Below are 26,287 nucleotides of genomic sequence, written 5' to 3'. Positions count from 1 at the left end.
CGGCGCCGGCAACGCAGGAACTACAGGAACAGCAGGAACAGCAGGGACAGCAACGAACGCCGGGCCCGATACGCCCGCAGCATGTCCATCTGCCGCCGGGCAAATCGTAGAAACCGCAGAAAGCCTAAGGTCCGCAAGTACCGCAGACATGCCCGCCCTCGTTCGACGATCACGATGCCTGCGTTTATACCGCCGGGCGGCGGCGCGAAACGTGTCAGTCCGTCACGGCGGAGGACGGCGCGATCGTCGCGGCAAAGGCGGCCAGCCGGGGCAGCGCCTCGACCGCATTGCGCCAGGTCGCCTGGGCCAGGGTTGGGGCATCGATGCCGCGCAGTTCGGTCAGCACCCGGGCGACGCCTGCGACCTCGGCCGGTGTGTTGCGCACCTTGCGCTGTTCGCCGAACTGGTCGTCGGTCAGCCATGCCGGCGCGATATCGGGCGCATCGGTTTCCAGCACCAGCGCGTCCAGCGGCAACTCCACCGCCAGCCGCCGGATCTGCCGCGCGCGGCTGAAGGTCACGTTGCCGCCGAAGCCGAGCTTGAAGCCCTGCTCGACGAAGCGCTGCGCCTGCTGCGCGCTGCCGTTGAAGGCGTGCGCGATCCCGCGCCGCACGCCGACGCGCCGCAGTTGCGCGGCGACCTGGTCCTGCGACTTGCGGACATGCAGCAGCACCGGCAGATCGAACTCGCGCGCGATCTTCAGCTGCTCGACGTAGAGCCAGGTCTGGTGCTGCGCATCGAGCCCCGGCACGAAGAAGTCCAGGCCGATCTCGCCGATGCCGACGAAGCGGGGATCGGGCAGCGCGGCCTCTACCTCGCGCCGCAGCGCGTCGAGGTCGGGCTGCCCCGCTCCGGGGGTGCACAGCGGATGGATGCCGAGCGCGTAGACGCAGGCCGGATGGCGATGCGCCAGCGCGCGCACGGCGGCGAAGTTCGACACCGCCACCGCGGGCAGCACGATGCCGGCGACGCCGGCCGCGGCCGCGGCCGCCACCACCGCGTCGCGGTCGTCATCGAACTCGGCCGCGTCGAGGTGGCAATGGGTGTCGATCCACATCGGGGCAAGCTCCGGCGCGCCGCGGCTCAGCGTTCGCGATGCAGATGGCCGTCGCGCAGCCGCAGCACGCGGTCGCAGCGGTTCGCCAGATCGAGATCGTGCGTGACGATCACGAAGCTGGTGCCCAGCGTGCGCGACAGCTCCAGCATCAGGTCGTAGACGCCGCCGGCGGTGTGGTCGTCGAGGTTGCCGGTCGGCTCGTCGGCCAGCACGCACGCCGGCTGCCCCACCAGCGCACGCGCGATCGCCACGCGCTGCCGCTCGCCGCCGGACAGCTCGCCGGGACGGTGCTTCGCGCGCTCGCCGAGGCCGACGCGCGCCAGCATCGCTTGCGCGGCCTCGCGCGCCTCGCCCTGGCGCAGGCCGCGGATGCGCATCGGCATCGCGACGTTGTCCAGCGCGGTGAACTCCGGCAGCAGATGGTGGAACTGGTAGACGAAGCCGAGCGAGCGGTTGCGCACCAGGTTGCGCTCGGTCTCGCGCAGGTCGGTGAAGGGCTTGCCAAGCAGCGCGACGCTGCCCGAATCGGGATTGTCGAGCCCGCCCAGCACATGCAGCAGCGTGCTTTTGCCCGAGCCGGAGGCGCCGACGATGGCGACCTTCTCGCCGGCATCGATGCGCAGATCGACGCCGCGCAGCACCTCGACGTCGAGCCCGCCCTGGCGGAAACGCTTGCACAGCCCCTGCGCGGTCAGGATCGGTTGCGCGGCGGCGGTAGCGCCCGCCGGCGTGGCCTCGGGCGCGGCGGTGCGGTTCAGCATGGCCTCATTCATAGCGCAGCGCCTCCGCGGGGTTCACGCGGGCGGCACGCCAGCTGGGATAGAGCGTGGCCAGGATGGCCAGCACGAAGGAAATGGTGCCGATGGTGGCGATGTCGTTCACGCGCGGGTCCGAGGGCAATTCGCTGATGAAGTAGATGTCGCGGGGCAGGAACTGGACCTGCAGGATCCGCTCGATGAAGGGCACGATCACGTCGATATTGGTCGCGATCAGCGTGCCGCCGAGCACGCCGAGCACGGTGCCGATAAAGCCGATGGCCACGCCCTGCACGATGAAGATGCGCATGATCGAGCCGGGCTGCGCGCCCATGGTGCGCAGGATCGCGATATCGGCCTGCTTGTCGGTCACCGTCATCACCAGCGTCGACACCAGGTTGAAGGCCGCCACCGCGATGATCAGCGTCAGGATGATGAACATCATCCGTTTCTCGGTCTGCACCGCGGCGAACCAGTTGCGGTTCTGCTTGGACCAGTCGCGCAGATAGAGCTCGCCGGACAGCGTGCCGGACAGCGCGTCGGCGACCTGCGGGGCGCGCTGCATGTCGGACAGCTTCAGCCGCAGGCCGTTGGGACCGTCGAGCCGGAACAGCGTCTGCGCGTCCTGGATGTCGATCAGCGCCAGCGCGCTGTCGAACTCGTAATGGCCCGACGAGAACACGCCGACCACGGTGAACTGCTTGAGCCGCGGCAGCACGCCCGCCGGCGTGATGGTGCCCTGCGGCGCCACCAGCGTGACCTTGTCGCCCACGCGCACGCCCATCGCCGCGGCCAGCTCGCCGCCGAGCACGATGCCGAAGCCGCCGGGCTGCAGCTCGGTCAGGCTGCCGGCCTTGAACTGCTTGCCGATGTCCGAGACCTTGGGCTCCTCGGCCGGATCGACGCCGCGCAGCAGTACGCCGCGCACGGTGTCGTCGCGCGTCAGCATTGCCTGCGCGGCGACATAGGGCGCGGCGCCGACCACCTCCTTGTTGCGCATCGCCTCGGCGGCGGTGCGGCGCCAGTCGGGCAGCGTGGATGGGCCGATCACCTCGATATGCGCCAGCACCGACAGCATGCGGTCGCGTACCTCCTTCTGGAAGCCGTTCATCACCGACAGCACGACGATCAGCGCGGCCACGCCGAGCGCGATGCCGAGCATCGAGATCATCGAGATGAAGGAGATGAAGGTATTGCGGCTGGCGCGTTTGCTGGCGCGGGTATAGCGCCAGCCGATCTGCCACTCGTAGGGAAAGTTCAAGACGGTTCCTGTGTTCGTTGCCAACGCGCGATGGCGCCCGTGAGGCCGGATCGATGGCCCGGCCGGGCCGCCATCGCGCCCCCGGGCGCGTGCTGATCGGGCGTAAATCCGGCGCAAGTCCGGTGCCAGTTCGGCGCAAATCCGGCGCGAATTCATCCGAATCGGGTGAATCGGGACGCGCCGGCCACCCGCGAGTTTACAATCTCGCCAACCATGACGACGCACCTGACCCTGATTGTGCCCTTTTCGGTCCCGCCCGGCGCGGATACCGAGGGCCTGGACGAACCGAACGGCGCCGGCGGCGGCATTGCCGGCGCCCTGCTGCGCCAGTTGGAGTTGCCGGCGCTGGGAAAGTTGCTGACGCGCGCCGGCACGACTGCGCGCGAGCGCCACGGCGCCGGCTACGATCCGATCGCGCTGCGCTCGCTCGCCCATGAGCGCTGGCTGGCCGCGCGCGCCGGCCTGGACACCGCGCGCGTGCCCACCGCGCCCTACATGCGGCTGGCCGACCATGGCGGCGCCGACGCCGATCACGACCTGCGGTCCGGCACCGACCCGCAGTCCTGGGTCTGCCTGCAGCCGGTCCACATCCATGCCGCGCGCGATCACCTGGTGCTGATGGACCCGGCGCTGCTGACGCTGGACGCCGCCGAATCGGCCGCGCTGCGCGAGGCCATCGCGCCGCTGTTGAGCGATTCGGGCATCGCGCTGGATGCGCCGCACCCCGGCCGCTGGTATCTGCCCGAAGCCGTGTTCGGCCCGCTGGACGCGACCCCGCCGCTGCGCGCGGCCGGCCGCAATATCGACGTCTGGATGCAGTCCGGCCCGCGCGAGCGCGACTGGCGCCGGCTGCAGAACGAGATCCAGATGACCTGGTTCGACCATCCGGTCAACCAGGCGCGCGAGGCCCGGGGCGCGCTGCCCGTCAACTCGGTCTGGCTGCATGGCGGCGGCGCGCTGCGGCCGGTGCCGCGGCTGGCCGATACGGTGCTGGCCGACGATCCGCTGCTGCGTGGGCTCGCGCTGGCCGGCGGCGCGGAATGCCTGCCCTTGCCCCCTTCGCTGGCATCGCTCGAATCGCTCGCATCGCTTAAGGCCGAGGGCAGCGCCATGGCGCTGCTCGATGCCTGCGCCTCGGCCTATCTCGCCGAGGACTGGGGCAGCTGGATCGAACGGCTGCATGCGCTCGAGGCCGACTGGTTCGCGCCGGCGCTGGCCGCGCTCGAGTCGGGCCGGCTGCAGGCGCTGACGCTGGTGCTCGGCGGCGACGACCATCACGCCGAATTCACCGTGCGCCGCGGCGACCTGCGCAAGTTCTGGCGCGGCCTGGGCATGCGCGGCGACTGGCGCGCGCTGCTGTCCGATCTCGCGCTGGCCGCATGAGGGCGACCATGCCAACGCCGCTTCGTCCGCCTCATCCACTTGCCGCGCCGCGCCCGCTTGGTCTGTCGCACCCGCTTGGTCTGTCGCATCCGCTTCGTCTGCCGCGTCCGCTTCCCCTGCTGCGGCCGCCGCGTCTGCTTCGTCCGCTGCGGCTGCTTCGCCCGCTGTGCCGCCGCCCCGGCCCCTGCTCCGCTATCGTTCCGAGCCCATGACCCGCATCGCGATCCGCCCCCACCAGTCCGACCACGCCAGCGCCCTCGCGGCGCTGGGCCTGCATCCGACGCTGGCGCGCATCCTGTCGGCACGCGGCGTCACCCATGCGCGCGAGCTGGCCACCGACCTGCCCGAACTGATGGCCCCGCAGGCGATGAAGGGCATCGACCGCGCCGCGGTCTATCTGGCCGACGCGATCGCCGCGCGCCGCCGGCTGCTGATCGTCGCCGACTACGACTGCGACGGCGCCACCGCCTGCGCGGTGGGCGTGCGCGGCCTGCGCATGCTGGGTGCCCAGGTCGACTACATCGTGCCGAACCGTTTCGAATACGGCTACGGCCTGACGCCGGAGATCGTCGCGTTGGCGGCGCAGCGCAACCCGGACGTGATCGTCACCGTCGACAACGGCATCGCGAGCGTCGATGGCGTGGCCGCGGCCAATGCGCGCGGCATCGACGTGGTGGTCACCGACCACCATCTCCCTGGCGACCAGCTGCCCGACGCGGCGGTGATCGTCAATCCGAACCAGCCGGGCTGCGGCTTTCCCAGCAAGAACCTGGCGGGCGTCGGCGTGATGTTCTACGTGCTGCTGGCGCTGCGCGCGGAATTGCGCCAGCGCGGCGTGTTCACGCCGGCCAATCAGCCGCGCCTCGACACACTGCTCGACCTGGTCGCGCTGGGCACCGTGGCCGACGTGGTCAAGCTCGACACCAACAACCGCATCCTGGTCGCGCAGGGGCTCAAGCGCATGCGCGCGGGCCGCATGCATGCGGGCGTCGCCGCGCTGTTCCGCGCGGCCGGACGCGAGGCCAGCCGCGCCACCACCTTCGACCTGGGCTTCGGCCTGGGACCGCGGCTGAACGCCGCCGGACGGCTCGCCGACATGTCGCTCGGCATCGAATGCCTGCTCAGCGACGACGCCGAGCGCGCGTGGGAGATCGCGCAGCAGCTCGACGCGATGAACCGCGAGCGGCGCGATATCGAGGCCGGCATGCAGCAGGAGGCGCTGCAGATCCTCGAACGTCCGCTGGACGGGCTCGACCCGTCGTCGCGCTTTACCGTCAGCGTGTTCAACGACACGTGGCACCAGGGCGTGATCGGCATCGTCGCGTCGCGGCTCAAGGAGAAGTTCCATCGCCCGACCATCACGTTTGCGCCGGGCGACGAGGCCACCATCAAGGGCTCGGGCCGCTCGATTCCGGGCTTTCATCTGCGCGACGCGCTCGATCTGGTGTCCAAGCGCCATCCCGGCCTGCTGGTCAAGTTCGGCGGCCATGCGATGGCGGCCGGCCTGACGCTGCGCGCCGGCGATTTCGAGCGCTTCATGGATGCGTTCGAGGGCATCGGCCGCGAATGGCTGACCGACGACCATCTCGCCCGCGTGATCGAGACCGACGGCGAGATCGAGGACCACTGCTTCGATCCGGCCTTCGTGTCGCTGCTGGAGCAGCAGGTATGGGGCCAGGGCTTTCCGCCGCCGACCTTCTGCGGGGAATTCGACGTGCTGCGCCAGACCGTGCTCAAGGGCAAGCACCTGAAGCTGCAGCTCGGACGCGGCAAGCGCCAGTTCGACGCGATCTGGTTCAACCACGCCGACACGCTGGGCGCCAGCGCGATGGTGGCCTACCGGCTCGACAACAACACGTTCAACGGCGTCACGCGCGTGCAGATGGTGATCGAGCACGCGCAGTAGGGACAGGCTCTGCCAGCCGATAGTTCGCCCCGTGAAAGCAGGGGCCAAGCGGCTGCCGAAGGACGCTGCGTCCCGCATGCGCGGAGACGACGCCGATGCGAAGGCAGGACCCGGCCTTACCCCCGCGCCGGCAGCATGCTGGCCGGATCGACCGGCTTGCCGTTGCCGCGCACCTCGAAGTGCAGTTCGCTGGCCGCGGCGCCCATGCGGCCCACCACCTGGCCCGCGTCGACGTGGGCGCCTTCCTTGACCATCGGCTGATCGAGATTGCCGTAGACCGTCAGCCAGTCGTCGTTGTGCTTGACGATCACCAGCGTGCCGTAGCCGCGCAGCGCGCCGACGTGGATCGCCCAGCCGGCCGCGGCGGCACGTACGGTGCCATTGGCCGGCACCGCGATGCGCAGGCCTTTGCTGGACGGTGGCGAATAGCCGTGCGTGACCGTGCCGTCGGCCGGCCATTGCAGCGCGATGCGGCTGGACGGCGGCCGGCTCGACGGCGTGGCCGCGCGCGGGGTCTCCTCGACCGTGGCCGGGCCGCTGGGGTTGCTGGCGGCGGCGGCCGCGGCCCCGGCCGGCGGCCGCACCCGGATCAGCTGGCCGACCTCGATGCGATCGGCGCTCGGCAACGCGTTCCAGCGCACCAGGTCGCGCACCGAGCGGCGGTGGCGGCGCGCGATCGAATACAGCGTGTCGCCGGAGCGCACCCGGTAGAAGCCGTCCGGCGCGGGGCCGCCCTCGCCCACCGTGCCGCAGCCGGCCAGCGTCGCCAGCATCGTAGCGGCCAGCGCGGCAATGGCGCGCCGGCGGCCGATGGCCGGGGCGGTCGGTGCGGTCGCGGTCGGGAGGGTCGAAATGGCTGGCATCGTCATGGCTGCATCGGGAATCTGGGCCCGCCGCCATGTCGCCCTGGCGGGCCGGAGCGGCGGAATGAACGGCGGACGGTACGGCGGAATGGAAACAGAGGCGGCGCCAGCGATGTAACGGTTGACGCACCCGCAACTGTAGACCATCGGTCACGGCCACAGTTCGACGCGCCGCCCGGAATCGCCCGGCGGTGACCCGTGCAGGACCGGAGCCGCCGCGGCCCCCGGCATCGCCAAAGCGTGGCCGTCCGCGCGGCGCATTATCCGTCATTACCCGGGGAATGCCGTCCCGTTCCGCTATAATTCACGGTTTTCAAAGCGCAAGAACACCATGGAAGCAGAACGCCTCAACGCCATCTCCGGCGCCATCTCCGATCTCCGTTCCCGGACGGAAGATCTACGGGGGTATCTTTGACTACGACGTCAAGGTAGGACGTCTGGCCGAAGTCAACGGCGAACTGGAGGACCCCGAGGTCTGGAACAACCCGAAGCGGGCCCAGGACCTCGGCAAGGAAAAGAAGATGCTCGAAGGCGTGGTCCAGGTACTGGGCAAGCTGACCGAGGATCTGGAAAGCGCGCAGGAGCTGTTCGAGCTCGCGCGTGAAGAGGGCGACGACGACACGCTGGTGTCGATCGAAGAGGACGTCAAGGGCTTCGAGGCGGCGGTCGCCGACATGGAGTTCCGCCGCATGTTCTCCGGCCAGCTCGATCAGGCCAATGCCTTCATCGACATCCAGGCCGGCGCCGGCGGTACCGAGGCGTGCGACTGGGCCTCGATGCTGCTGCGCCAGTACCTGAAGTACTGCGAGCGCAAGGGCTTCAAGGCCGAGGTGCTGGAAGAATCCGAGGGCGATGTCGCCGGCATCAAGAGCGCCACGATCAAGGTCGAGGGCGAATACGCGTTCGGCTATCTGCGCACCGAGACCGGCGTGCACCGCCTGGTGCGCAAGTCGCCGTTCGACTCGTCGGGCGGCCGGCATACGTCGTTCTCGTCGGTGTTCGTCTATCCGGAGGTCGACGACTCGTTCGAGGTCGAGATCAATCCGGCGGACCTGCGCGTCGATACCTATCGCGCCTCGGGCGCGGGCGGCCAGCACATCAACAAGACCGATTCGGCCGTGCGGATCACGCATATCCCGACCGGCATCGTCGTGCAGTGCCAGAACGACCGCTCGCAGCACCGCAACCGTGCCGAGGCGATGTCGATGCTGAAGTCGCGCCTGTACGAGCACGAGATGCGCAAGCGCCAGGCCGAGGCCGACAAGCTCGAATCGACCAAGACCGATGTGGGCTGGGGCCACCAGATCCGCTCGTATGTGCTGGACCAGAGCCGCATCAAGGACCTGCGCACCAACGTCGAATTGTCCAACACGCAGAAGGTGCTGGACGGCGACCTGGACACCTTCATCGAGGCGAGCCTGAAACAGGGCCTGTAAGCGCAGGCCAAGCGTTGCAGCACCAGCAGGACCGGCGCCCGCTCGCGCCACCCATCCCGCGGCGCGGCCGTGCCGCGGGGTCCGACCTCTCTCCGCCAGGGCGATATCCATGACCACAGCCGCATCGACTGACGCATCGACCGACGCATCCCATCTGATCATCGTCACCGGCGCCTCGCGCGGGCTGGGCGCGGCGCTGGTGCGCGCGCTGATGGTCCCGGGCAACCGGCTGGTGTGCGTGGCGCGCAGCCGCAATGCGGAACTGGAGCAGGCCGCGCAGGCCAGCGGCGTGCCGATCGCCTGGCACCTGCAGGACCTGTCGAAGCCCGCGCAGGCGGCGAGCTGGCTGGCGAGCGTGCTCGACAGCGTCGACGCCCCCGCCAGCGCGACGCTGGTGCTGAACGCCGGCGTGATCGAGCCGATCGCGCCGATCGCCGAGCTGCAGGAGGCCACGCTGGTGCCGCACCTGATGACCAACCTCGTGTCGCCGATGACGCTGACCGCGGCCTTCCTGGCGCGCAGCGAGCGCTTCGGCTGCCCGCGCAAGGTGCTGGCGATCTCGTCGGGCGCCGCGCGCCGGCCGGTCGAGGGCTGGAGCGCCTACTGCGCCGGCAAGGCCGCGCTCGACATGTTCGTGCGCTCCGTCAATGCCGAGTACGCGTCGGTGCCGGCCGAGCGCGGCGTGCGCGCAGTGGCGCTGGCGCCGGGCGTGGTCGATACCGGCATGCAGGCCGCGATCCGCGAGGCCGACTTCGCGCAGGTCGAACGCTTCCGCTCGCTGAAGGCCAACGCGCAGCTGACCAGCCCCGACGAGGCCGCCGCCCGCATCGCCGCCTATCTGCAGCGCGCCGACTTCGGCAGCACCGAACTCGACGATATCCGCAATACCTGACTTTCCCGCGCGGCCCCGTGCCCCGCCCTTTGACGACATCATGACCGAACCCACCCGCGCGCCTGCCGAGCAGGCCCCCGCCGTCGACGAAAACAAGATCATTGCCGAGCGGCGCGAGAAGCTGCAGGCGCTGCGTCAGCAAGGCGTCGCCTTCCCCAACGACTTCCGTCCGACCCATCAGGCCGCCAGCCTGCACGCGCAATACGGCGACGCCGACCAGGCCGCGCTCGAGGCCGATCCGGTCGAGGTCGCGGTGGCCGGCCGCATGATGCTCAAGCGGGTGATGGGCAAGGCCAGCTTCGCCACGGTGCAGGACGGCAGCGGCCAGATCCAGTTCTACATCACGCGCGACAAGGTCGGCGAAGAGGTCTACGCCAACTTCAAGCACTGGGACCTGGGCGACATCGTCAGCGCGCGCGGGCTGCTGTTCCGCACCAACAAGGGCGAACTGTCGGTGCAGGTGCAGGAATTGCGCCTGCTGTCGAAGTCGCTGCGGCCGCTGCCGGACAAGTTCCACGGGCTGGCCGACCAGGAGATGAAGTACCGCCAGCGCTATGTCGACCTGATCGTCTCGCCGGAGACGCGCGCGACCTTCCGCGCCCGCACCGAGGCCATCTCGTCGCTGCGCCGTCATATGGCCGAGGCCGGCTTCATGGAAGTCGAGACGCCGATGCTGCATCCGATTCCCGGCGGCGCCGCGGCCAAGCCCTTCATCACGCACCACAACGCGCTGGACATGCAGATGTTCCTGCGCATCGCGCCCGAACTCTATCTGAAGCGGCTGATCGTCGGCGGCTTCGAGCGCGTGTTCGAGATCAACCGCAACTTCCGCAACGAGGGGGTCAGCCCGCGCCACAACCCCGAGTTCACGATGATGGAGTTCTACGCGGCCTATACCGATTACCGGTGGCTGATGGACTTCACCGAGGACCTGATCCGCAAGGCGGCGATCGACGCGCGCGGCAGCGCGACGCTGACCTATCAGGGACGCGAGCTGGACCTGTCGAAGCCCTTCCACCGGCTGACCATCACGCAGGCGATCCAGAAGTACGCGCCGCAATACACCGATGCGCAGCTGGCCGATGCGGACTTCCTGCGCGCGGAGCTGAAGAAGTTCGGCGTCAACACCGGCGCGCCGCAATTCCTCAACGCGGGCCTGGGCACGCTGCAACTGGTGCTGTTCGAGGAGACTGCCGAGAGCCAGCTGTGGGAGCCGACCTTCATCGTCGACTATCCGGTCGAGGTGTCGCCGCTGGCGCGCGCCTCCGATACGGTGCCCGGCATCACCGAGCGCTTCGAGCTGTTCATCACCGGCCGCGAGATCGCCAACGGCTTCTCGGAGCTCAACGACGCCGAGGACCAGGCCGAGCGCTTCCGCAAGCAGGTCGAGCAGAAGGACGCGGGCGACGAGGAGGCGATGTATTTCGACGCGGACTACATCCGCGCGCTGGAATACGGCATGCCCCCGACGGGCGGCTGCGGCATCGGCATCGACCGGCTGGTGATGCTGCTGACCGACAGCCCGAACATCCGCGACGTCATCCTGTTCCCGCACCTGCGGCGGGAAGACTGAGCCGGGCCGCGCCGACGGGCGCGGGCTCGAGCCATGAAAAAGCGCGCTCCTGGAGCGCGCTTTTTTTGTCCGCACCGCCGGCCGATGGCACAGACCATGATCCGGCCGGGCCGGCCCGACGTTCGTACCGCTGCTGCACTACTGCATGACCGCCCTGCCGCCCTACTGGGCTTCCTCGATCCACGCGGCCTGGATGGCCTCGAGGATCTTTTCGCCGGACCGCTCGGGCAGGTCGTCGAAGCCGTCCAGCTCCAGCACCCAGCGGCGCAGGTCGGTGAAGCGCACCGTCAGCGGATCGACATCGGGGTACTTGTCGTACAGCGCTGCCGCGATGTCAAAGGTATCCGTCCATTTCATCAGGGGTTCTCCAAGGTCTTCGTTCGCCATGGAATCGCCATGCCGCCGGGGCAGGCAACACGGGCCTCAGTGGCCTTCCTTGGCGTGGTTGATGGTGTATTTGGGAATCTCGATGGTCAGGTCTTCGTCGGCGACGATGGCCTGGCAGGACAGCCGGGAATTCGGCTCGAGGCCCCAGGCCTTGTCGAGCAGGTCTTCCTCTTTCTCTTCGGCTTCGTTCAGCGAATCGAAGCCCTCCCGCACCACCACGTGGCAGGTGGTGCAGGCGCACGACTTCTCGCAGGCATGCTCGATCTCGATGTCATGCTCGAGCAGCACGTCGCAGATGCTGGTGCCCTTCCTGGCTTCGATCACGGCGCCCTCGGGGCAGTATTCGGCGTGGGGCAGTACGACAATCTGTGGCATATGGGGTCCTGATATTGGGGATGGCGGGCGACGCGGCAGGTGAAATGGAGCGCCTCAGCCGAGCTCCTGCACCTTGCGGCCGGCCAGCGCTTGCTTGATCGAGCGGTCCATGCGGCGGGCCGCGAACTCGTCGGTGCCCCGCGACAGCGCTTCGATGGCCGCCTTGATCGCCAGATGGTCGTCGCCGGCGGCGGTCTCGCGCACGCTCGTCATCAGGGCTTCGACCTCGGCGCGCTCGTCGTCCGACAGCAGGTCGCCGTCGGCCTGCAGCGCGCTGCGCGTGGCCTCGAGCAGCCGCTCGGCCTCGACACGCTCCTCGGCGAGCGCGCGGCTCTTCATGTCGTGCTCGGCCTCGCGGAAGCTGTCCTGCAGCATCCGCGCGATATCGTCGTCGCCGAGACCGTACGAGGGCTTGACGGCGATCGAGGCCTCCACGCCCGACTGCGTCTCGCGCGCCGACACCGACAGCAGACCGTCGGCGTCGACCTGGTAGGTCACGCGGATACGGGCCGCGCCGGCCACCATCGGCGGAATGCCGCGCAGCTCGAAGCGCGCCAGCGAACGGCAGTCGCTGGCCAGTTCGCGCTCGCCCTGCAGCACGTGGATCGCCATCGCGGTCTGGCCGTCCTTGAAGGTGGTGAACTCCTGCGCGCGCGCGACCGGGATCGTACTGTTGCGCGGAATGATCTTCTCGACCAGGCCGCCCATGGTTTCGACGCCCAGCGACAGCGGAATCACGTCGAGCAGCAGCCAGTCATCGCCCGGCGCGTTGTTGCCCGCGAGCAGATTGGCCTGCATCGCCGCGCCCAGCGCGACCACCTTGTCCGGATCGAGATTGGTCAGCGGCGGCTGGCCGAAGAAATCGGCGACCGCCTTGCGGATCGACGGCATGCGCGTGGCGCCGCCGACCAGCACCACGCCCTTGACCTCGTCGGGCGCCACGCCGGCATCGCGCAGCGCCTTGCGCACCGGCGCCAGCGTCTTCTGCACCAGATGCGCGGTCATCTCGCGGAACTGCTCGGCGGTGAGCGGCAGATGGACGATCTCGCCGGTGGTCAGCACCGCGTCGATCACCGTGCTGTCGGCTTCCGACAGCGCTTCCTTGGCGGCGCGCGCGCGCACCATCAGCAGGCGCGTGTCCTCGGCCGACAGCGGCTGCAGGCCGGCCTGCTCGACGATCCAGCAGACCAGCCGCTGGTCGAAGTCGTCGCCGCCCAGCGCGGAATCGCCGCCGGTCGCCATCACCTCGAAGACGCCCTTGGTCAGCTTCAGCACCGAGATGTCGAAGGTGCCGCCGCCCAGGTCGTAGACCGCGTAGATGCCTTCCGAGGCGTTGTCGAGCCCGTAGGCGATCGCCGCCGCGGTCGGCTCGTTCAGCAGGCGCAGCACTTCGAGGCCGGCCAGGCGCGCCGCGTCCTTGGTCGCCTGGCGCTGCGCGTCGTCGAAATAGGCGGGCACGGTGATCACCGCGCCGACCAGGTCGTCGCCCAGCGCATCCTCGGCGCGCTGGCGCAGCGTGGCCAGGATCTCGGCCGAGACCTCGACCGGGCTCTTGATGCCGGCGACGGTCTTGATCTGCAGCATGCCGGGCGCGTCGACGAAGTCGTACGGGCTGTGCTCGATATGCGCGACGTCGTGCAGGCCACGGCCCATGAAGCGCTTGACCGAGACGATGGTGTTCTTGGGATCGCGCACCGCCTCTTCCTGGGCGCGGAAGCCGATCTGCGCGGTCTGGTTCGGCAGATAGCGCACCACCGACGGCAGCAGCGTACGGCCGCTCTCGTCGGCCAGCACCTCGGGAATGCTGTTGCGAACGGCCGCCACCAGCGAGTTGGTGGTGCCGAGATCGATACCGACCGCAAGCCGTCGCTGGTGGGGTGCCGGCGACATGCCGGGTTCGGAAATCTGAAGCAGTGCCATGTCAATCTTCTGTTGTCGGGGCGAGCGGCGCGATGGCCGGGCGAAGGTCCTGGGCGCGCCGCCGGATTACCCGCTTTTGCCGGGGCGCCATTGTGTCATGGCCCCCGCGATGGTGCCTGCCGCGCTAGCTTTCGAGGCGGTCGATCGCCTCGCTCGCGTCGTGCTCGATCTTCTCGACGAACATCAGCTGGCGCGCCGCGGCGGCCGCGGCCTCGTCCTCGCCGGCATCGAGCAGGCCGCCGAGCGCGCTCTGGCGTTCGCGCTTCTCCTGGCGCAGCGAGCGCAGCAGCGCGTCCAGCGCCGCGGCGTTGCGCTGCTGTACCGCGTCCTGCAGCGCCTCGCGCCACTCCATCTGCTGCATCAGGAAGTCGGGCGCCATGGCCGTATTGTTCTCGGCCTGGATATCGATGCCGCGCAGCGACAGCAGATAGATCGCGCGCTTGAGCGGCTGGCGCAAGGTCCGGTAGGCCTCGTTCGCATGCGCGGCCCATTGCATCGCGACGCGCCGTTCGGCGTCGCCGGCATGGGCGAAGCGGTCCGGATGGGCCTGCGATTGCACCGTGCGGTAGGCGGCGTCGAGCGCTGCCTCGTCGACGGTGAAGCGGGCCGGCAGCCCGAACAGGGCGAAGTAATCGTCTTTCAAGGTAGTCCTGCTGGAAGGCTATGGCGAAGGCGGCGGTGCCTCGTCCGTGAGGCGCCACCGCCGTGCCCGGCCCTCTCCCGCCAGCGGGAGAGGCACACGCTCAGGCCGCCGGCCTTACACGCGGAACGATTCGCCGCACCCGCACTCGTCCTTGACGTTCGGGTTGTTGAAGCGGAAGCCTTCGTTCAACCCTTCGCGGGCGAAGTCGAGCTCGGTGCCGTCGATGTACGGCAGGCTCTTGGGATCGACCACCACCTTGACGCCGTGCGACTCGAACACCTGGTCCTCCGGCTGCAGCTCGTCGACATACTCGAGCTTGTACGCCAGGCCGGAACAGCCGGTCGTCTTGACGCCGAGCCGCAGGCCGATGCCCTTGCCCCGGCGGTCCAGATAGCGCGAAACGTGCTTCGCGGCTTTTTCGGTCAATGTGATCATCGCTACCACTTCCCTTCGATCGCTCAGGCGGCCTGTTGCGTCGGGGCGCCCGCGTGCTTCTTCTTGTAGTCCTCGACCGCGGCCTTGATCGCGTCCTCGGCCAGGATCGAGCAGTGGATCTTGACCGGCGGCAGCGCCAGTTCCTCGGCGATCTGGGTGTTCTTGATCTCCAGCGCCTGGTCCACGGTCTTGCCCTTGACCCACTCGGTCACCAGCGACGACGAGGCGATCGCCGAGCCGCAACCGTAGGTCTTGAACTTCGCGTCTTCGATCACGCCCTGCTCGTTGACCTTGATCTGCAGCTTCATCACGTCGCCGCAAGCGGGCGCGCCCACCATGCCGGTGCCGACGGCGTCGTCGTTCTTGTCGAACGAACCGACGTTACGGGGGTTTTCGTAGTGGTCGAGTACCTTGTTGGAGTAAGACATGTTGGCTACCTCTGTGACGTATCTTTTATGGGGTCGGTTGGACAGCGTTCAATGCGCCGCCCATTGAATCGAATTCAGGTCCACGCCGTCCTTGTACATCTCCCACAGCGGGGACAGGTCGCGCAGCTTGCCGATCTTGCTCTTCAACAGTTCGACCGTGTAATCGATCTCCTGTTCGGTGGTGAAGCGACCGACGGTGAAGCGGATCGAGCTGTGCGCCAGTTCGTCGTTGCGGCCCAGCGCGCGCAGCACGTAGGACGGCTCCAGCGAGGCCGAGGTGCAGGCGGAGCCCGACGACACCGCGACATCCTTGATCGCCATGATCAGCGACTCGCCTTCGACGAAGTTGAAGCTGACGTTCAGGTTGTGCGGCACGCGGCGCTCGAAATCGCCGTTCAGGTAGACCTCTTCCATGCCCGACAGGCCGTTCCACAGGCGGTCGCGCAGCATGCGGATGCGCTCGTTCTCGGTCGCCATTTCCTCGCGGGCGATGCGGAAGGCCTCGCCCATGCCGACGATCTGGTGCGTCGCCAGCGTGCCCGAACGCATGCCGCGCTCGTGGCCGCCGCCGTGCATCTGCGCCTCGATGCGCACGCGCGGCTTGCGGCGGACGTACAGCGCGCCGATGCCCTTCGGGCCATAGGTCTTGTGCGCCGAGAACGACATCAGGTCGACCTTCAGCTTCGACAGGTCGATCGCGACCTTGCCGGTGGCCTGCGCAGCGTCGCAATGGAAGATGATGCCCTTCTCGCGGCAGATCTCGCCGATCTGCTCGATGTCCTGGATCACGCCGATCTCGTTGTTGACCAGCATCACCGAGACCAGGATGGTGTCCGGGCGCAGCGCCTGCTTGAACACCTCGATGTCGATCAGGCCGTTTTCCTGCACGTCCAGGTAGGTGACCTCGAAACCCTGGCGCTCCAGTTCGCGCGTGGTGTCGAGCACGGCCTTGTGCTCGGTCTTGACCGTGATGATGTGCTTGCCCTTGCCCGAGTAGAAATTGGCCGCGCCCTTGATGGCGAGGTTGTCGGACTCGGTCGCGCCGGAAGTCCAGACGATCTCGCGCGGATCGGCGCCGACCAGCGCGGCCACCTGCTCGCGCGCTTCCTCGACGGCCTTCTCGGCTTCCCAGCCGTAGGCGTGACTGCGCGACGCGGGATTGCCGAACTGCTCGCGCAGATACGGAATCATCTTGTCCGCCACGCGCGGGTCCACCGGCGTGGTGGCCGAATAATCCATGTAGATCGGGAAATGTGGGGTGCTCATCGTTGTCACTGCCTTGTTTTGACTGCCTGGTGGGACACTGTGCGTCGCCTGGCTGGAGTCCCGCTCAGGACTGCGCCAGGCTGAAAACCGAATTCACCATCTTGGGCCGGGCGGGCTTGTCCGCCTTTTCCGCCGCGCCGGGCTGCGCCGTCCGCGCTGCCGGTGCGCTCTGGCGGACACCGCCCTCCTCGCGCATGTCGCGCAGCACGCCGGGCTGGCGGGCGCGCTGCTGTTCGACCAGATCCTTCAGCGAGACCGAGTCCAGATACTCGACCATCTTCTGGTTCAGGGTCGCCCACAGCTCGTGGGTCATGCAGCGGCCGGTATTCTCGTCGCCATTGCAATTACCCTTGCCGCCGCACTGGGTGGCATCGAGCGGCTCGTCCACCGCGATGATGATGTCGGCCACCGTCACGTCCTCGGACTTGCGCGCCAGGCTGTATCCGCCGCCCGGGCCGCGCACGCTCTCGACGATCTGATGCCGGCGCAGCTTGGCGAACAGCTGTTCCAGATAGGACAGGGAGATCTTCTGGCGCTGGCTGATGCCGGCCAGCGTCACCGGACCCTGGTCCTGGCGCATGGCCAGGTCGATCATGGCGGTGACCGCGAAGCGGCCTTTGGTCGTCAATCTCATGATTGCGGGGGGTAATACCTGATGAATTTCGTCAAGTATAAATTTCCCGACTAAATCGGTCAACTACCCCATGTCACTTCTTCGGCAGATCCCCTGGTGATGGCAAGGGCATTGCCGCAGTCGGGGACGGTCAGGCTCGGCCTGCCTCCGCGTCAGCCGGCGCCTGCCGCGGCGGCACGATCAGCGACAGCGGATGGCGCAGGATGCGCCCCCGCACCGCGGCGCTAAGCGCACGCCGGTCCACCCGGCGCAGATTGCGCGAGCGCAGTGCCATGTAAAAGGCCAGCGCGAAGCTGACGGCGACGTTCAACAGGCCCATCAGCGCGATGCCGGCCACCGCCAGCCACAGCGCCGGCATCCGCAGCGCATCGAGGCCCAGCACGCCGATCGCGGTGCCGACCGAGCCCGTTGACAGCGTCACGTGGCGCACCTCCATATGCGGACCGAAGAAGCTCAGGATCTCGGGCCCCAGCCCGAGCAGAAAGCCCAGCGACACATTGCCCGCGATGCCGGACAGGTTGCGCTTCCAGAAGTCGGCCAGCCGCATGGCGCCCCGCTCGCCCAGCACATAACGCAGCCGGCGATGGTAGGCGAGCACATCGTGCACGCGGTGCAGCGCGAACCAGTTGTCGGCCCAGCCGGCAATCAGGCTCGACAGCCACAGCAGCACGCCGGTGAAGATCGCGTACAGCGGCGTCGGACCCAGGATCGAGAACGATTCGATGGTGGCGATCGCCTTGGCCGGGGTGATCAGGTTGACCGACAGCAGCTTGCCGGCCAGCCACTGGATCGCCAGCGCCACCGGAAACACCACCGCCAGATTGCCCACGATGGCCGCCGCGTTCGAGCGGATCATCGCGACGGTATCGTCGACGAAGGCCTCCCTGCCCTCCGGCCGCCCCACCGCATCGAGCCGATGCGCCAGGGCCGGACCGGTCATCGCCGGCTGCTTGGTGGCCAGCGTGAAATGCGCGAAATGGATCGCCAGGAAGCTGCCGGCATAGTTCAGCGAGGCCAGCAGCCCCTCGATGAACTTGTCCAGGTGCAGGCCATAGATCAGGAACTTCAGATAGACCGTGGCCACGGTGATCAGCCCACCGCCGGCCGCGGCCCGCACCAGTTCGCCGTACTCCTTGCGGTCGCGCGTGATGTAGTGCTCGCCGGTCTCGGCCGAGCGCTCGACCACCTTGCGCGCCAGATGCGAGAACGATTCCGCGGCCAGATGCTTGACGCTGCGGCGCGCCTGCGTCGAACGGATCAGTTCGCCGGCCAGTTGGGCGACCTTGCCCCGGCGCGCGGGATCGGCCCAGGCGGCGAGCAGCATGTCGATACGGGCCAGCCGCACCTTCATCCGCTCGATCTGGAACACCACTTCGACGGAGACGCCGTTCTCCTCGAGATCCGCGTAGACATGGCGCGCGGCGTCGTGGCAGCCGTCGAGCAGCGCACGGCAGTAGTTCAGGCGGTGCAGGAAGACATCGCTGTCGCGCACCAGCCCTTCCTCGCACAGCGCCGCCACGGCGGGGCCGAGCCGGAAGAACGGCGTGTCGTCGACCCGGCCCGGCAGCCGCGCGCGGATTGCCTGGCTGAGCCCGGTGGCGCGCACCTGGCTGGCCAGCACCTGGATGCTGCTGGCCAGCGTGCGCTCGAGATGGTCCCAGTAGCGGGCGGGCAGGGTCTGGCGTGCGGCGGCGGCTTGGCCATCGCGCGTGCCTTCGACCGGGCCTTCGCCTGCGCCTGTGCCTGCAATCCCCACTGCGTCTGCGCCTTCAGCCGCCGCTTCACCCGCGCCTTCACCCGCGCCTTCACCCGCCCCTTCACCCGCCCCTTCACCCGCCCCTTCATCCACCTCTTCACCCGGGCCGTCAGCCGGGCCTTCGCCGGCGGCCTCGTCCGGCGCAAACATCAGCAGCGCGCCGAGCCGTTCGAGCAGCTCCGCATCGAGCGCCGCCACCCAGTCGGCGTCGCGCTCGCCGACGAACAGCAGCGCGAACAGATCGGCCATGTCGCCGCGGTTCGGCGGCGGCGACAGGAAGCGCGCCTGCAGGCGGTCCATCATCTCGCCCCAGAAGCCCGGGTGCGAGGCCACGCCGGTGTCGCAGAAGAGCCCGGTCGGATCGTTGTCCCGCAGGATCGTGCGGACCGTACCGGCAAAGCGTGCGGCCAGGTCAGGATTGCGTTCGAGCACCTGCAGCAGATAGCGCAGCCGGACGTGCTCGGGCCAGACGTCGTCGCCCGAAGTCGGCCCGGCGGCCGGGGCAGCGCCCGTAGCCGGCCAGCCATCGCGGCGCAGCCAATAGCCCAATTCGATGAGCCAGCCGTTGCGCTCGGCCAGCGCGCCGTCGGGATTGGCCGCGGACAGGATGGCGTCCAGCTGCAGGCTGGCATTGCGCGACTCGCGCCATTTGCGAAGCAGGGTTCGGAACATCGGGAAGGAACGGAAAGACTGGCGCGAATCGGGTCGGACGCACGCCGGTGATCAGGCAGGCAGACGGGCCGCGGCGCGGCCCCCGCGGTCATTGTCGCTGGCGCAGCATTGCGACGATGCCCTCGCAGGCGTCCTCGACGTAATCGAGCACGCGCTCGAAGCCGTCGCCCTCGCCGTAGTAGGGATCGGGCACCTCGTCGGCATCGTGCCGGGTGGCGAAGTGCATCAGCAGCTTGACCTTGTGGCGATGCTCGGGCGGGCACAGGGCCTGCAGCCGCGCGAGATTGTCGCGGTCCATCGCCAGCACCAGGTCGAAGCGGGCGAAGTCCTCGACCGCGGCCAGCCGCGCCCGCTGCCCGGCGAGGTCATAGCCGCGCGCCAGCGCATGCTGCTGCGCGCGGCGGTCGGGCGCATGGCCCAGGTGATAGCTGTGGGTGCCGGCCGAATCGACCTCGACGGCGTCGGCCAGGCCGGCCTGGGCGAGTTTGGCGCGCAGCACGCCTTCCGCGGTCGGCGACCGGCAAATATTGCCCATGCAGCACATCAGAATGGCAAAGCGTTTCATCGTTTCCAATCTCACGCCGGCAGCGCCCCGCCCTCGCCCGCCGCGCCGAACACCTGCTGCTTGAGCTTGCTCAGCTGGTCGCGGACCTGCGCGGCTTGCTCGAACTCCAGGTTCTTGGCATGGTCGAGCATCTTCTTCTCGAGGCGCTTGATTTCCTTGGCGACCTGCTTCTCGCTCATGTCCTCGTAGCGGGCGCGCTCCTCGGCGGCCATCAGCTCGGCCTTGACCTCGTTCGGATCGTAGACGCCGTCGATGATGTCCTTGATCCGCTTGACCACGCCCCGCGGCGTGATGCCGTTGGCGGTATTGAAGGCGATCTGCTTGTTGCGGCGGCGCTCGGTCTCGTCGATGGCCTTGCGCATCGAATCGGTGATGCGGTCGGCGTACAGGATCGCGGTGCCGTTGACGTTGCGCGCGGCGCGGCCGATGGTCTGGATCAGCGAGCGCTCGGCGCGCAGGAAGCCTTCCTTGTCGGCATCGAGGATCGCCACCAGCGAGACCTCGGGGATATCCAGGCCCTCGCGCAGCAGGTTGATGCCGACCAGCACGTCGAAGGCGCCCAGGCGCAGGTCGCGGATGATCTCGACCCGTTCCACCGTGTCGATGTCCGAATGCAGGTAGCGGACCTTGATGCCGTTCTCGGACAGGAATTCGGTCAGCTGCTCGGCCATCCGCTTGGTCAGCGTGGTCACCAGCACGCGTTCGCCCGCCTGGATCCGCAAATGGATTTCCGACAGCAGATCGTCGACCTGCGAGACGGCGGGACGCACGGTGATGATCGGATCGACCAGGCCGGTGGGCCGCACCACCTGCTCGACTACCTGGCCCGCATGGGCGCGCTCGTAGTCGGCCGGCGTGGCGGTGACGAATATCGCCTGCCGCATCTTGCGCTCGAACTCCTCGAACTTCAGCGGCCGGTTGTCCATCGCGGACGGCAGCCGGAAGCCGTATTCGACCAGCGTGGTCTTGCGCGAGCGGTCGCCGTTGTACATCGCGTTGAGCTGGCCGATCAGCACGTGCGATTCGTCCAGGAACATCAGCGCGTCGGGCGGCAGATAGTCGACCAGCGTCGGCGGCGGGTCGCCGGGACGGGCGCCGGACAGATGGCGCGAATAGTTCTCGATGCCCTTGCAGAAGCCCAGCTCGGCCAGCATTTCGAGGTCGAAGCGCGTGCGCTGCTCCAGCCGCTGCGCCTCGACCAGCTTGTTTTCCTTGTAGAAGAAATCGAGCCGCTCGCGCAGCTCCGCCTTGATCGCCTCGATGGCGCGCAGCACCGTCTCGCGCGGCGTCACGTAGTGGCTCGACGGATAGACCGTGAAGCGCGGAATCTTCTGCCGCACCTTGCCGGTCAGCGGATCGAAGTACTGCAGCGACTCGATCTCGTCGTCGAACAGCTCGACCCGCACCGCCACCTCGGCGTGTTCGGCCGGGAAGATGTCGACGGTGTCGCCGCGCACGCGGAAGGTGCCGCGCTGGAAATCGGTGTCGTTGCGGGTGTACTGCATCGCGATCAGCCGCCCGATCACGTCGCGCTGGCTGATGCGGTCGCCGGCCCGCAGAGTCAGAATCATCTGATGGTATTCGTTCGGGTTGCCGATACCATAGATCGCTGACACCGTCGCCACGATGATCGTGTCGCGCCGCTCCAGCAGGCTCTTGGTCGCCGACAGCCGCATCTGCTCGATATGCTCGTTGATCGACGAGTCCTTCTCGATGAACAGATCGCGTTGCGGGACGTAGGCTTCCGGCTGGTAGTAGTCGTAGTAGCTGACGAAGTACTCGACCGCGTTGCGCGGAAAGAACTCGCGGAATTCGGAGTAGAGCTGGGCGGCCAGCGTCTTGTTTGGGGCAAAGACGATGGCCGGCCGCCCCATCCGGGCGATCACATTGGCCATCGTGAAGGTCTTGCCCGAGCCCGTCACGCCGAGCAGCGTCTGGTAGGACAGGCCGTCCTCGATGCCTTCGACCAACTGGCGGATCGCCTCGGGCTGGTCGCCGGCCGGCGGATAGGGCTGATACAGCTGAAACGGCGAACCGGGGAAGCTGACGAATTTGTCCTCGTCCAGGGTGTGCGCGGCATCCGCGAGAGGCACGGCGAGATTCGACATAGACAGGCAGAAAACCTTTGGAATACGGGCGGATACGCTAGAATCTCGGGGTTGCGCGGTCCGTTTCAAGGCGGACCCACCGCACGCCCCCAGCGCAGTCCGAGCATTCTACGCCTTCCCGTTTTGTTACATAGCTGACCACGAGAATCCCAAATGAGTTTGTTTTCTGCCGTCGAGATGGCCCCGCGCGATCCCATCCTGGGCCTGAATGAAGCGTTCAACGCCGACACCCGTGCCAACAAGGTCAATCTGGGCGTGGGCGTGTACTTCACCGACGAAGGGAAGATTCCGCTGCTGCGCGCGGTGCAGGAAGCCGAGAAGGCACGCCTGACGACGGCCACCCCGCGTGGCTACCTGCCGATCGAGGGCATCGCGGCCTACGACCAGGCAGTGCAGACGCTGCTGTTCGGCAAGAACTCGCCGCTGATCACGGAAGGCCGTGTGGTGACGGCTCAGGCACTCGGCGGCACCGGCGCGCTGAAGATCGGCGCCGACTTCCTGAAGCGCCTGTATCCGGACGCCAAGGTCGCGATCAGCGATCCGAGCTGGGAAAACCACCGCGCGCTGTTCGAAGCTGCCGGTTTCCAGGTGGTCAACTATGCCTATTACGACGCCCCCAGCCACGGCCTGAATTTCGCCGGCATGGTGGAGTCGCTGAAGTCGTATCCGGCCAACACGATCGTCGTGCTGCACGCCTGCTGCCACAATCCGACCGGCGTCGACCTGTCGGCCGAGCAATGGCAACAGGTGGTCGGCCTGATCAAGGAACGGAACCTGATCCCCTTCCTCGACATGGCCTACCAGGGCTTCGCCGACGGCATCGACCAGGACGGCGCCGCGGTGCGTCTGTTCGCCGAGTCGGGCCTGCCCTTCTTCGTCTCGAGCTCGTTCTCGAAGAGCTTCTCGCTGTATGGCGAACGCGTCGGCGCGCTGTCGATCGTGACGACCGGCAAGGAAGAGGCGCAGCGCGTGATGTCGCAGGTCAAGCGCGTGATCCGCACCAACTACTCGAACCCGCCGACGCATGGCGGCACCGTGGTCGCGACCGTGCTGAACAGCCCGGAACTGCGCGCGATGTGGGAGGAAGAACTGGCCGAAATGCGCGACCGCATCAAGCAGATGCGCCACGCGCTGGTCGACAAGCTGGCCGCCAAGGGCGTGTCGCGCGACTTCTCCTTCGTCAAGGCGCAGCGCGGCATGTTCTCGTACTCGGGCCTGACCACCGAACAGGTCGAGCGCCTGAAGTCGGAACACGGGATCTATGCGGTCGGCACCGGCCGCATCTGCGTGGCGGCACTCAATAGCCGCAATATCGACGCCGTGGTCGACGCGATCGCCGCGGTGCTGTAAGCCTCGGGACCACTCCTGACGCCAGCGGGCCCATCGTCGATGGGCCCGCGTGCTTTCTGCTGGCCGTTTCAAACTCTCCCACCCGTTCCAATCGGCCCGGCCGCTCCAGCGGCGCCCGCCTCCGGCCCCTTGCGCCTCCCCGCTTATCGGCGCGCTTTGTGCGCCGCACAGCACCCACATCGCCCACCCTGTCGGTGTAGTCCAACACCGCGCCAGAATTACAGCCATTGTCCTATTGAGTTCCACTCACGCCGGCATACCTTTAGGTATATGCTGCGTTGCAAGATTGTGCGTACGGTCGTTCGCAAAACCAACGAGTTGAGCGCATAATCCGCCACAGCAAAACCCGATATCGAAAGGCAGGTGTGCGGCAATGCTTTACCAACTGCATGAATTTCAGCGCTCGATCCTGAACCCGCTGACCGCGTGGGCCCAGGCGACGGCCAAGACGTTTACCAACCCCCTGAGCCCGCTGTCGCTGGTGCCGGGGGCCACCCGGCTGGCCGCGGGCTACGAGCTGCTGTACCGGCTCGGCAAGGAATACGAGAAGCCCGCCTTCGACATCAAGTCCGTGCGCTCCAACGGCCGCGATATTCCGATCGTCGAACAGACGATCATGGAAAAGCCGTTCTGCAAGCTGATCCGTTTCAAGCGCTACGCGGACGATCCCGACACGATCAAGCTGCTGAAGGACGAACCGTCGGTGCTGGTCTGCGCGCCGCTGTCCGGCCACCACGCGACGCTGCTGCGCGACACGGTGCGCACGCTGCTGCAGGACCACAAGGTCTATGTGACCGACTGGGTCGACGCGCGCATGGTGCCGGTCGAGGACGGCCCCTTCCACCTGGCCGACTACATCCGCTACATCCAGGAATTCATCCGCCATCTCGGCGCCGAGGACCTGCATGTCGTGTCGGTCTGCCAGCCGACCGTGCCGGTGCTGGCCGCGATCTCGCTGATGGCCTCCGCCGGCGAGAAGACGCCCAAGACGATGACGATGATGGGCGGTCCGATCGACGCGCGCAAAAGCCCGACCGCGGTCAATTCGCTGGCGACCAACAAGTCGTACGAGTGGTTCGAGAACAATGTCATCTACACGGTGCCGGCCAACTATCCCGGCCACGGCCGGCGCGTCTATCCCGGCTTCCTGCAGCATGCCGGCTTCGTCGCGATGAACCCGGACCGCCATCTGTCCTCGCATTACGACTACTACCTCAGCCTGATCGAGGGCGATGCCGACGATGCCGAGGCGCATGTGCGCTTCTACGACGAATACAACGCCGTGCTGGACATGGCGGCCGAGTACTACCTCGACACCATCCGCGAAGTCTTCCAGGAGTTCCGGCTGGCCAACGGCACCTGGGAAATCCAGGGCGAGCCGGTGCGGCCGCAGGACATCAAGCACACCGCGCTGATGACGATCGAAGGCGAGCTCGACGACATCTCTGGCGCGGGCCAGACCGCCGCCGCGCACGACCTGTGCGCCGGCATTCCGAAGACCCGCAAGCAACATCTGACCGCGCCCAGGTGCGGGCACTACGGCATCTTCTCCGGCCGGCGCTGGCGCGAAACGATCTATCCGGAACTACGCGATTTCATTCGCAAGTACCGCTGAGCCGAACTGAGCCGGGCCGAGCCGACCGAGCCCGACCCAGCCGACCGAGCCCGACTCGGCCGACCGAGGCGAAGACAGATCGTCAACAGCTCACCAGCCGATCGCCAATGAGAAACGGGACCGCAACGGTCCCGTTTTCCTTGCCCTTTCCCGGCCCCTAGCGCCGCGCCAGATACGCCAGCAGCATGTCCGTATGCAGCTGCGCGAAGCGCTCGTGCTCGTCCTGCGAGGCCACGTCGCGGCCGATCACCGCGCTGATGGTGTAGCGGTTCGACAGCACGTAATAGCCGAGCGCCGAGATCGTCAGATAGAGCTGCGGCACATCGACGCCGTCGCGGAACACGCCCTGCCGCTGGCCGCGGCGAACGATCTCGGCCAGCACGTCGACCACCGGATTGACGAGGTCGTGCAGCTGCGTGGATTTCTTCAGGTGCCGCGCCTCGTGCAGATTCTCGCTGTTGACCAGGCGGATGAACTCGGGATGCTGGTAGTACCAGTCCCAGACGAAACGGGCCAGCTTGCGGACCGCGGCGACCGGGTCCTCGTCGCCGATCTGCAGGCGCTCCTCCGCGGCGCGGAACTGCGCATACTGGCGTTCGAGCACCGCGAGAAACAGGCCCTCCTTGCTCCCGTAGTAGTAATACAGCATGCGCTCGTTGGTCTCGGCGCGGCGGGCAATCTGGTCGACGCGTGCGCCGGCCAGGCCGCCCTTGGCGAACTCCTCGGTGGCCGCATCCATGATGCGACGACGGGTTCCTTCGGGATCGCGTTTCGTCTTGGTGGCGTTCGACATGCGTGGTCGGCTCGATTTTGTGGATGATGGCATGGCGCACCTGCGCCACTGGCGCGGGCGCTCCGGGTTGATCAGCTTCGGCGCCATGGCAAAGGGCGCATCTTCATGGTTTCTGCGGCGCGGCGAAATCGGGGATAATCCTTGCCGCGTCAGCCGCACCGTACGGCTGCACCTTGTGTTACCCCGCATCGTTCCCCTGCTTTCGTGACCGCTT

Annotated in this window: 24 protein-coding genes; 8 read left to right on the top strand and 16 right to left on the bottom strand. The window is 67.7% G+C overall.

From position 1 onward, the window contains the following. Positions 1 to 214: 214 nt before the first annotated feature. The 3 genes from F1599_RS01125 to F1599_RS01115 are packed head-to-tail and all read right to left on the bottom strand — an operon-like array spanning position 215 to position 3,073. Positions 215 to 1,057 carry a TatD family hydrolase gene (locus F1599_RS01125; protein WP_150081832.1) on the bottom strand — a complete coding sequence of 281 codons (843 nt, stop codon included), beginning with the start codon at positions 1,055 to 1,057 and terminating at the stop codon, positions 215 to 217. 26 nt (positions 1,058 to 1,083) lie between these two features. Beyond that, positions 1,084 to 1,830 (bottom strand): lipoprotein-releasing ABC transporter ATP-binding protein LolD, encoded by a 747-nt coding sequence (gene lolD, locus F1599_RS01120; RefSeq protein WP_149319301.1) that lies wholly within the window; start codon positions 1,828 to 1,830, stop codon positions 1,084 to 1,086. Beyond that, entirely contained in the window at positions 1,823 to 3,073 is a 1,251-nt protein-coding gene (locus tag F1599_RS01115; protein WP_150081829.1) for a lipoprotein-releasing ABC transporter permease subunit, read from the bottom strand. The genes lolD and F1599_RS01115 overlap by 8 nt, the downstream gene beginning before the upstream one ends. A 213-nt stretch (positions 3,074 to 3,286) precedes the next feature. Between F1599_RS01115 and F1599_RS01110 the strand changes: the two genes are divergently transcribed. Both F1599_RS01110 and recJ read left to right on the top strand, forming a co-directional pair. Further along, positions 3,287 to 4,456: a hypothetical protein gene (locus tag F1599_RS01110; RefSeq protein ID WP_150081826.1), complete on the top strand. Its 1,170-nt coding sequence runs from the start codon at positions 3,287 to 3,289 to the stop codon at positions 4,454 to 4,456. A 208-nt stretch (positions 4,457 to 4,664) separates the two neighbouring features. Further along, entirely contained in the window at positions 4,665 to 6,362 is a 1,698-nt protein-coding gene (gene recJ / locus F1599_RS01100; protein WP_150081820.1) for a single-stranded-DNA-specific exonuclease RecJ, read from the top strand. A 116-nt stretch (positions 6,363 to 6,478) separates the two neighbouring features. On the opposite strand, the gene F1599_RS01095 is transcribed toward recJ, so the two are convergent. Then, the gene (locus tag F1599_RS01095) at positions 6,479 to 7,225 is read right to left on the bottom strand and encodes a M23 family metallopeptidase (RefSeq protein ID WP_150081818.1); all 747 of its coding nucleotides are present in this window, start codon (positions 7,223 to 7,225) and stop codon (positions 6,479 to 6,481) included. Positions 7,226 to 7,556: 331 nt separating this feature from the next. Between F1599_RS01095 and prfB the strand changes: the two genes are divergently transcribed. From prfB to lysS, 3 genes are all read left to right on the top strand, one after another. Beyond that, positions 7,557 to 8,661, top strand: a protein-coding gene (prfB, locus tag F1599_RS01090) for a peptide chain release factor 2 (RefSeq protein WP_150081815.1) whose coding sequence is annotated in 2 segments (ribosomal slippage) — positions 7,557 to 7,637 and positions 7,639 to 8,661 — 1,104 coding nt in all. Because the reading frame shifts where the segments join, the coding sequence is not laid out codon by codon here. Between the two features lie 109 nt (positions 8,662 to 8,770). Continuing rightward, complete coding sequence (locus F1599_RS01085) at positions 8,771 to 9,553, top strand: SDR family oxidoreductase (protein ID WP_150081811.1); 783 nt, start codon at positions 8,771 to 8,773, stop codon at positions 9,551 to 9,553. Positions 9,554 to 9,593: 40 nt separating this feature from the next. Beyond that, entirely contained in the window at positions 9,594 to 11,126 is a 1,533-nt protein-coding gene (lysS, locus tag F1599_RS01080) for a lysine--tRNA ligase (protein ID WP_150081808.1), read from the top strand. A gap of 162 nt (positions 11,127 to 11,288) precedes the next feature. Here lysS and iscX read toward each other — a convergent pair whose 3' ends face one another. The 11 genes from iscX to uvrB form a co-directional block, all read right to left on the bottom strand. After that, on the bottom strand, positions 11,289 to 11,483 hold the full coding sequence (gene iscX / locus F1599_RS01075) for a Fe-S cluster assembly protein IscX (RefSeq protein WP_149319309.1): 195 nt from the start codon (positions 11,481 to 11,483) through the stop codon (positions 11,289 to 11,291). Between the two features lie 66 nt (positions 11,484 to 11,549). Then, positions 11,550 to 11,888, bottom strand: coding sequence for an ISC system 2Fe-2S type ferredoxin (fdx, locus tag F1599_RS01070; protein ID WP_053821506.1), 339 nt, complete (start codon positions 11,886 to 11,888; stop codon positions 11,550 to 11,552). A 54-nt stretch (positions 11,889 to 11,942) separates the two neighbouring features. Next, entirely contained in the window at positions 11,943 to 13,808 is a 1,866-nt protein-coding gene (hscA, locus tag F1599_RS01065) for a Fe-S protein assembly chaperone HscA (RefSeq protein ID WP_150081805.1), read from the bottom strand. A 124-nt stretch (positions 13,809 to 13,932) separates the two neighbouring features. Continuing rightward, complete coding sequence (gene hscB / locus F1599_RS01060; protein ID WP_150081802.1) at positions 13,933 to 14,451, bottom strand: Fe-S protein assembly co-chaperone HscB; 519 nt, start codon at positions 14,449 to 14,451, stop codon at positions 13,933 to 13,935. A gap of 114 nt (positions 14,452 to 14,565) precedes the next feature. Further along, positions 14,566 to 14,886 (bottom strand): iron-sulfur cluster assembly protein IscA, encoded by a 321-nt coding sequence (gene iscA, locus F1599_RS01055; RefSeq protein ID WP_023263777.1) that lies wholly within the window; start codon positions 14,884 to 14,886, stop codon positions 14,566 to 14,568. Between the two features lie 23 nt (positions 14,887 to 14,909). Beyond that, positions 14,910 to 15,314 carry a Fe-S cluster assembly scaffold IscU gene (gene iscU / locus F1599_RS01050; RefSeq protein ID WP_053821503.1) on the bottom strand — a complete coding sequence of 135 codons (405 nt, stop codon included), beginning with the start codon at positions 15,312 to 15,314 and terminating at the stop codon, positions 14,910 to 14,912. Positions 15,315 to 15,362: 48 nt separating this feature from the next. After that, entirely contained in the window at positions 15,363 to 16,580 is a 1,218-nt protein-coding gene (locus F1599_RS01045; protein WP_149319312.1) for an IscS subfamily cysteine desulfurase, read from the bottom strand. A gap of 64 nt (positions 16,581 to 16,644) precedes the next feature. Continuing rightward, positions 16,645 to 17,214 (bottom strand): Fe-S cluster assembly transcriptional regulator IscR, encoded by a 570-nt coding sequence (gene iscR, locus F1599_RS01040; RefSeq protein ID WP_150081799.1) that lies wholly within the window; start codon positions 17,212 to 17,214, stop codon positions 16,645 to 16,647. Positions 17,215 to 17,344: 130 nt separating this feature from the next. Next, the gene (locus F1599_RS01035; protein ID WP_150081796.1) at positions 17,345 to 19,642 is read right to left on the bottom strand and encodes a site-specific recombinase; all 2,298 of its coding nucleotides are present in this window, start codon (positions 19,640 to 19,642) and stop codon (positions 17,345 to 17,347) included. An 88-nt stretch (positions 19,643 to 19,730) separates the two neighbouring features. Continuing rightward, positions 19,731 to 20,207, bottom strand: a complete 477-nt coding sequence (locus F1599_RS01030) for a low molecular weight protein-tyrosine-phosphatase (RefSeq protein WP_149319315.1) — start codon at positions 20,205 to 20,207, stop codon at positions 19,731 to 19,733. Positions 20,208 to 20,218: 11 nt separating this feature from the next. Continuing rightward, entirely contained in the window at positions 20,219 to 22,315 is a 2,097-nt protein-coding gene (uvrB, locus tag F1599_RS01025; RefSeq protein WP_149319316.1) for an excinuclease ABC subunit UvrB, read from the bottom strand. 153 nt (positions 22,316 to 22,468) lie between these two features. Here uvrB and F1599_RS01020 point away from each other — a divergent pair, with 153 nt between their 5' ends. Together F1599_RS01020 and F1599_RS01015 are read left to right on the top strand one after the other, a co-directional pair. Next, complete coding sequence (locus tag F1599_RS01020; protein ID WP_149319317.1) at positions 22,469 to 23,665, top strand: amino acid aminotransferase; 1,197 nt, start codon at positions 22,469 to 22,471, stop codon at positions 23,663 to 23,665. 373 nt (positions 23,666 to 24,038) lie between these two features. Then, on the top strand, positions 24,039 to 25,280 hold the full coding sequence (locus F1599_RS01015; protein WP_149319318.1) for a polyhydroxyalkanoate depolymerase: 1,242 nt from the start codon (positions 24,039 to 24,041) through the stop codon (positions 25,278 to 25,280). Between the two features lie 157 nt (positions 25,281 to 25,437). Here F1599_RS01015 and F1599_RS01010 read toward each other — a convergent pair whose 3' ends face one another. Beyond that, a complete protein-coding gene (locus tag F1599_RS01010) occupies positions 25,438 to 26,073 on the bottom strand; it encodes a TetR family transcriptional regulator (RefSeq protein WP_149319319.1) in 636 nt (211 codons plus the stop codon). On the opposite strand from F1599_RS01010, the gene F1599_RS01005 reads away from it, so the two are divergent. Further along, positions 26,057 to 26,281, top strand: coding sequence for a hypothetical protein (locus tag F1599_RS01005; RefSeq protein ID WP_149319320.1), 225 nt, complete (start codon positions 26,057 to 26,059; stop codon positions 26,279 to 26,281). The two genes, F1599_RS01010 and F1599_RS01005, sit on opposite strands and share 17 nt — an antisense overlap. The last annotated feature ends 6 nt before the right edge of the window (positions 26,282 to 26,287 follow it).

The organism is Cupriavidus cauae (assembly GCF_008632125.1).
Taxonomy (GTDB): Bacteria; Pseudomonadota; Gammaproteobacteria; order Burkholderiales; family Burkholderiaceae; genus Cupriavidus; species Cupriavidus cauae.
Note: the sequence above shows the minus strand (reverse complement) of the source record. Positions and strands in the feature narration are given on the sequence as shown.

Excerpts from the sequence above, each read along its gene's own strand:
- F1599_RS01095 (WP_150081818.1), bottom strand. The coding sequence starts at position 7,225 with ATGCCAGCCATTTCGACCCTCCCGACCGCGACCGCACCGACCGCCCCG.
- F1599_RS01020 (WP_149319317.1), top strand. The coding sequence starts at position 22,469 with ATGAGTTTGTTTTCTGCCGTCGAGATGGCCCCGCGCGATCCCATCCTG.
- fdx (WP_053821506.1), bottom strand. The coding sequence starts at position 11,888 with ATGCCACAGATTGTCGTACTGCCCCACGCCGAATACTGCCCCGAGGGC.
- iscX (WP_149319309.1), bottom strand. The coding sequence starts at position 11,483 with ATGAAATGGACGGATACCTTTGACATCGCGGCAGCGCTGTACGACAAG.
- F1599_RS01085 (WP_150081811.1), top strand. The coding sequence starts at position 8,771 with ATGACCACAGCCGCATCGACTGACGCATCGACCGACGCATCCCATCTG.
- F1599_RS01045 (WP_149319312.1), bottom strand. The coding sequence starts at position 16,580 with ATGAGCACCCCACATTTCCCGATCTACATGGATTATTCGGCCACCACG.
- recJ (WP_150081820.1), top strand. The coding sequence starts at position 4,665 with ATGACCCGCATCGCGATCCGCCCCCACCAGTCCGACCACGCCAGCGCC.
- iscR (WP_150081799.1), bottom strand. The coding sequence starts at position 17,214 with ATGAGATTGACGACCAAAGGCCGCTTCGCGGTCACCGCCATGATCGAC.
- lysS (WP_150081808.1), top strand. The coding sequence starts at position 9,594 with ATGACCGAACCCACCCGCGCGCCTGCCGAGCAGGCCCCCGCCGTCGAC.
- F1599_RS01125 (WP_150081832.1), bottom strand. The coding sequence starts at position 1,057 with ATGTGGATCGACACCCATTGCCACCTCGACGCGGCCGAGTTCGATGAC.
- lolD (WP_149319301.1), bottom strand. The coding sequence starts at position 1,830 with ATGAATGAGGCCATGCTGAACCGCACCGCCGCGCCCGAGGCCACGCCG.
- iscU (WP_053821503.1), bottom strand. The coding sequence starts at position 15,314 with ATGTCTTACTCCAACAAGGTACTCGACCACTACGAAAACCCCCGTAAC.
- F1599_RS01110 (WP_150081826.1), top strand. The coding sequence starts at position 3,287 with ATGACGACGCACCTGACCCTGATTGTGCCCTTTTCGGTCCCGCCCGGC.
- uvrB (WP_149319316.1), bottom strand. The coding sequence starts at position 22,315 with ATGTCGAATCTCGCCGTGCCTCTCGCGGATGCCGCGCACACCCTGGAC.
- F1599_RS01010 (WP_149319319.1), bottom strand. The coding sequence starts at position 26,073 with ATGTCGAACGCCACCAAGACGAAACGCGATCCCGAAGGAACCCGTCGT.
- hscA (WP_150081805.1), bottom strand. The coding sequence starts at position 13,808 with ATGGCACTGCTTCAGATTTCCGAACCCGGCATGTCGCCGGCACCCCAC.
- F1599_RS01030 (WP_149319315.1), bottom strand. The coding sequence starts at position 20,207 with ATGAAACGCTTTGCCATTCTGATGTGCTGCATGGGCAATATTTGCCGG.
- iscA (WP_023263777.1), bottom strand. The coding sequence starts at position 14,886 with ATGATCACATTGACCGAAAAAGCCGCGAAGCACGTTTCGCGCTATCTG.
- F1599_RS01015 (WP_149319318.1), top strand. The coding sequence starts at position 24,039 with ATGCTTTACCAACTGCATGAATTTCAGCGCTCGATCCTGAACCCGCTG.
- F1599_RS01035 (WP_150081796.1), bottom strand. The coding sequence starts at position 19,642 with ATGTTCCGAACCCTGCTTCGCAAATGGCGCGAGTCGCGCAATGCCAGC.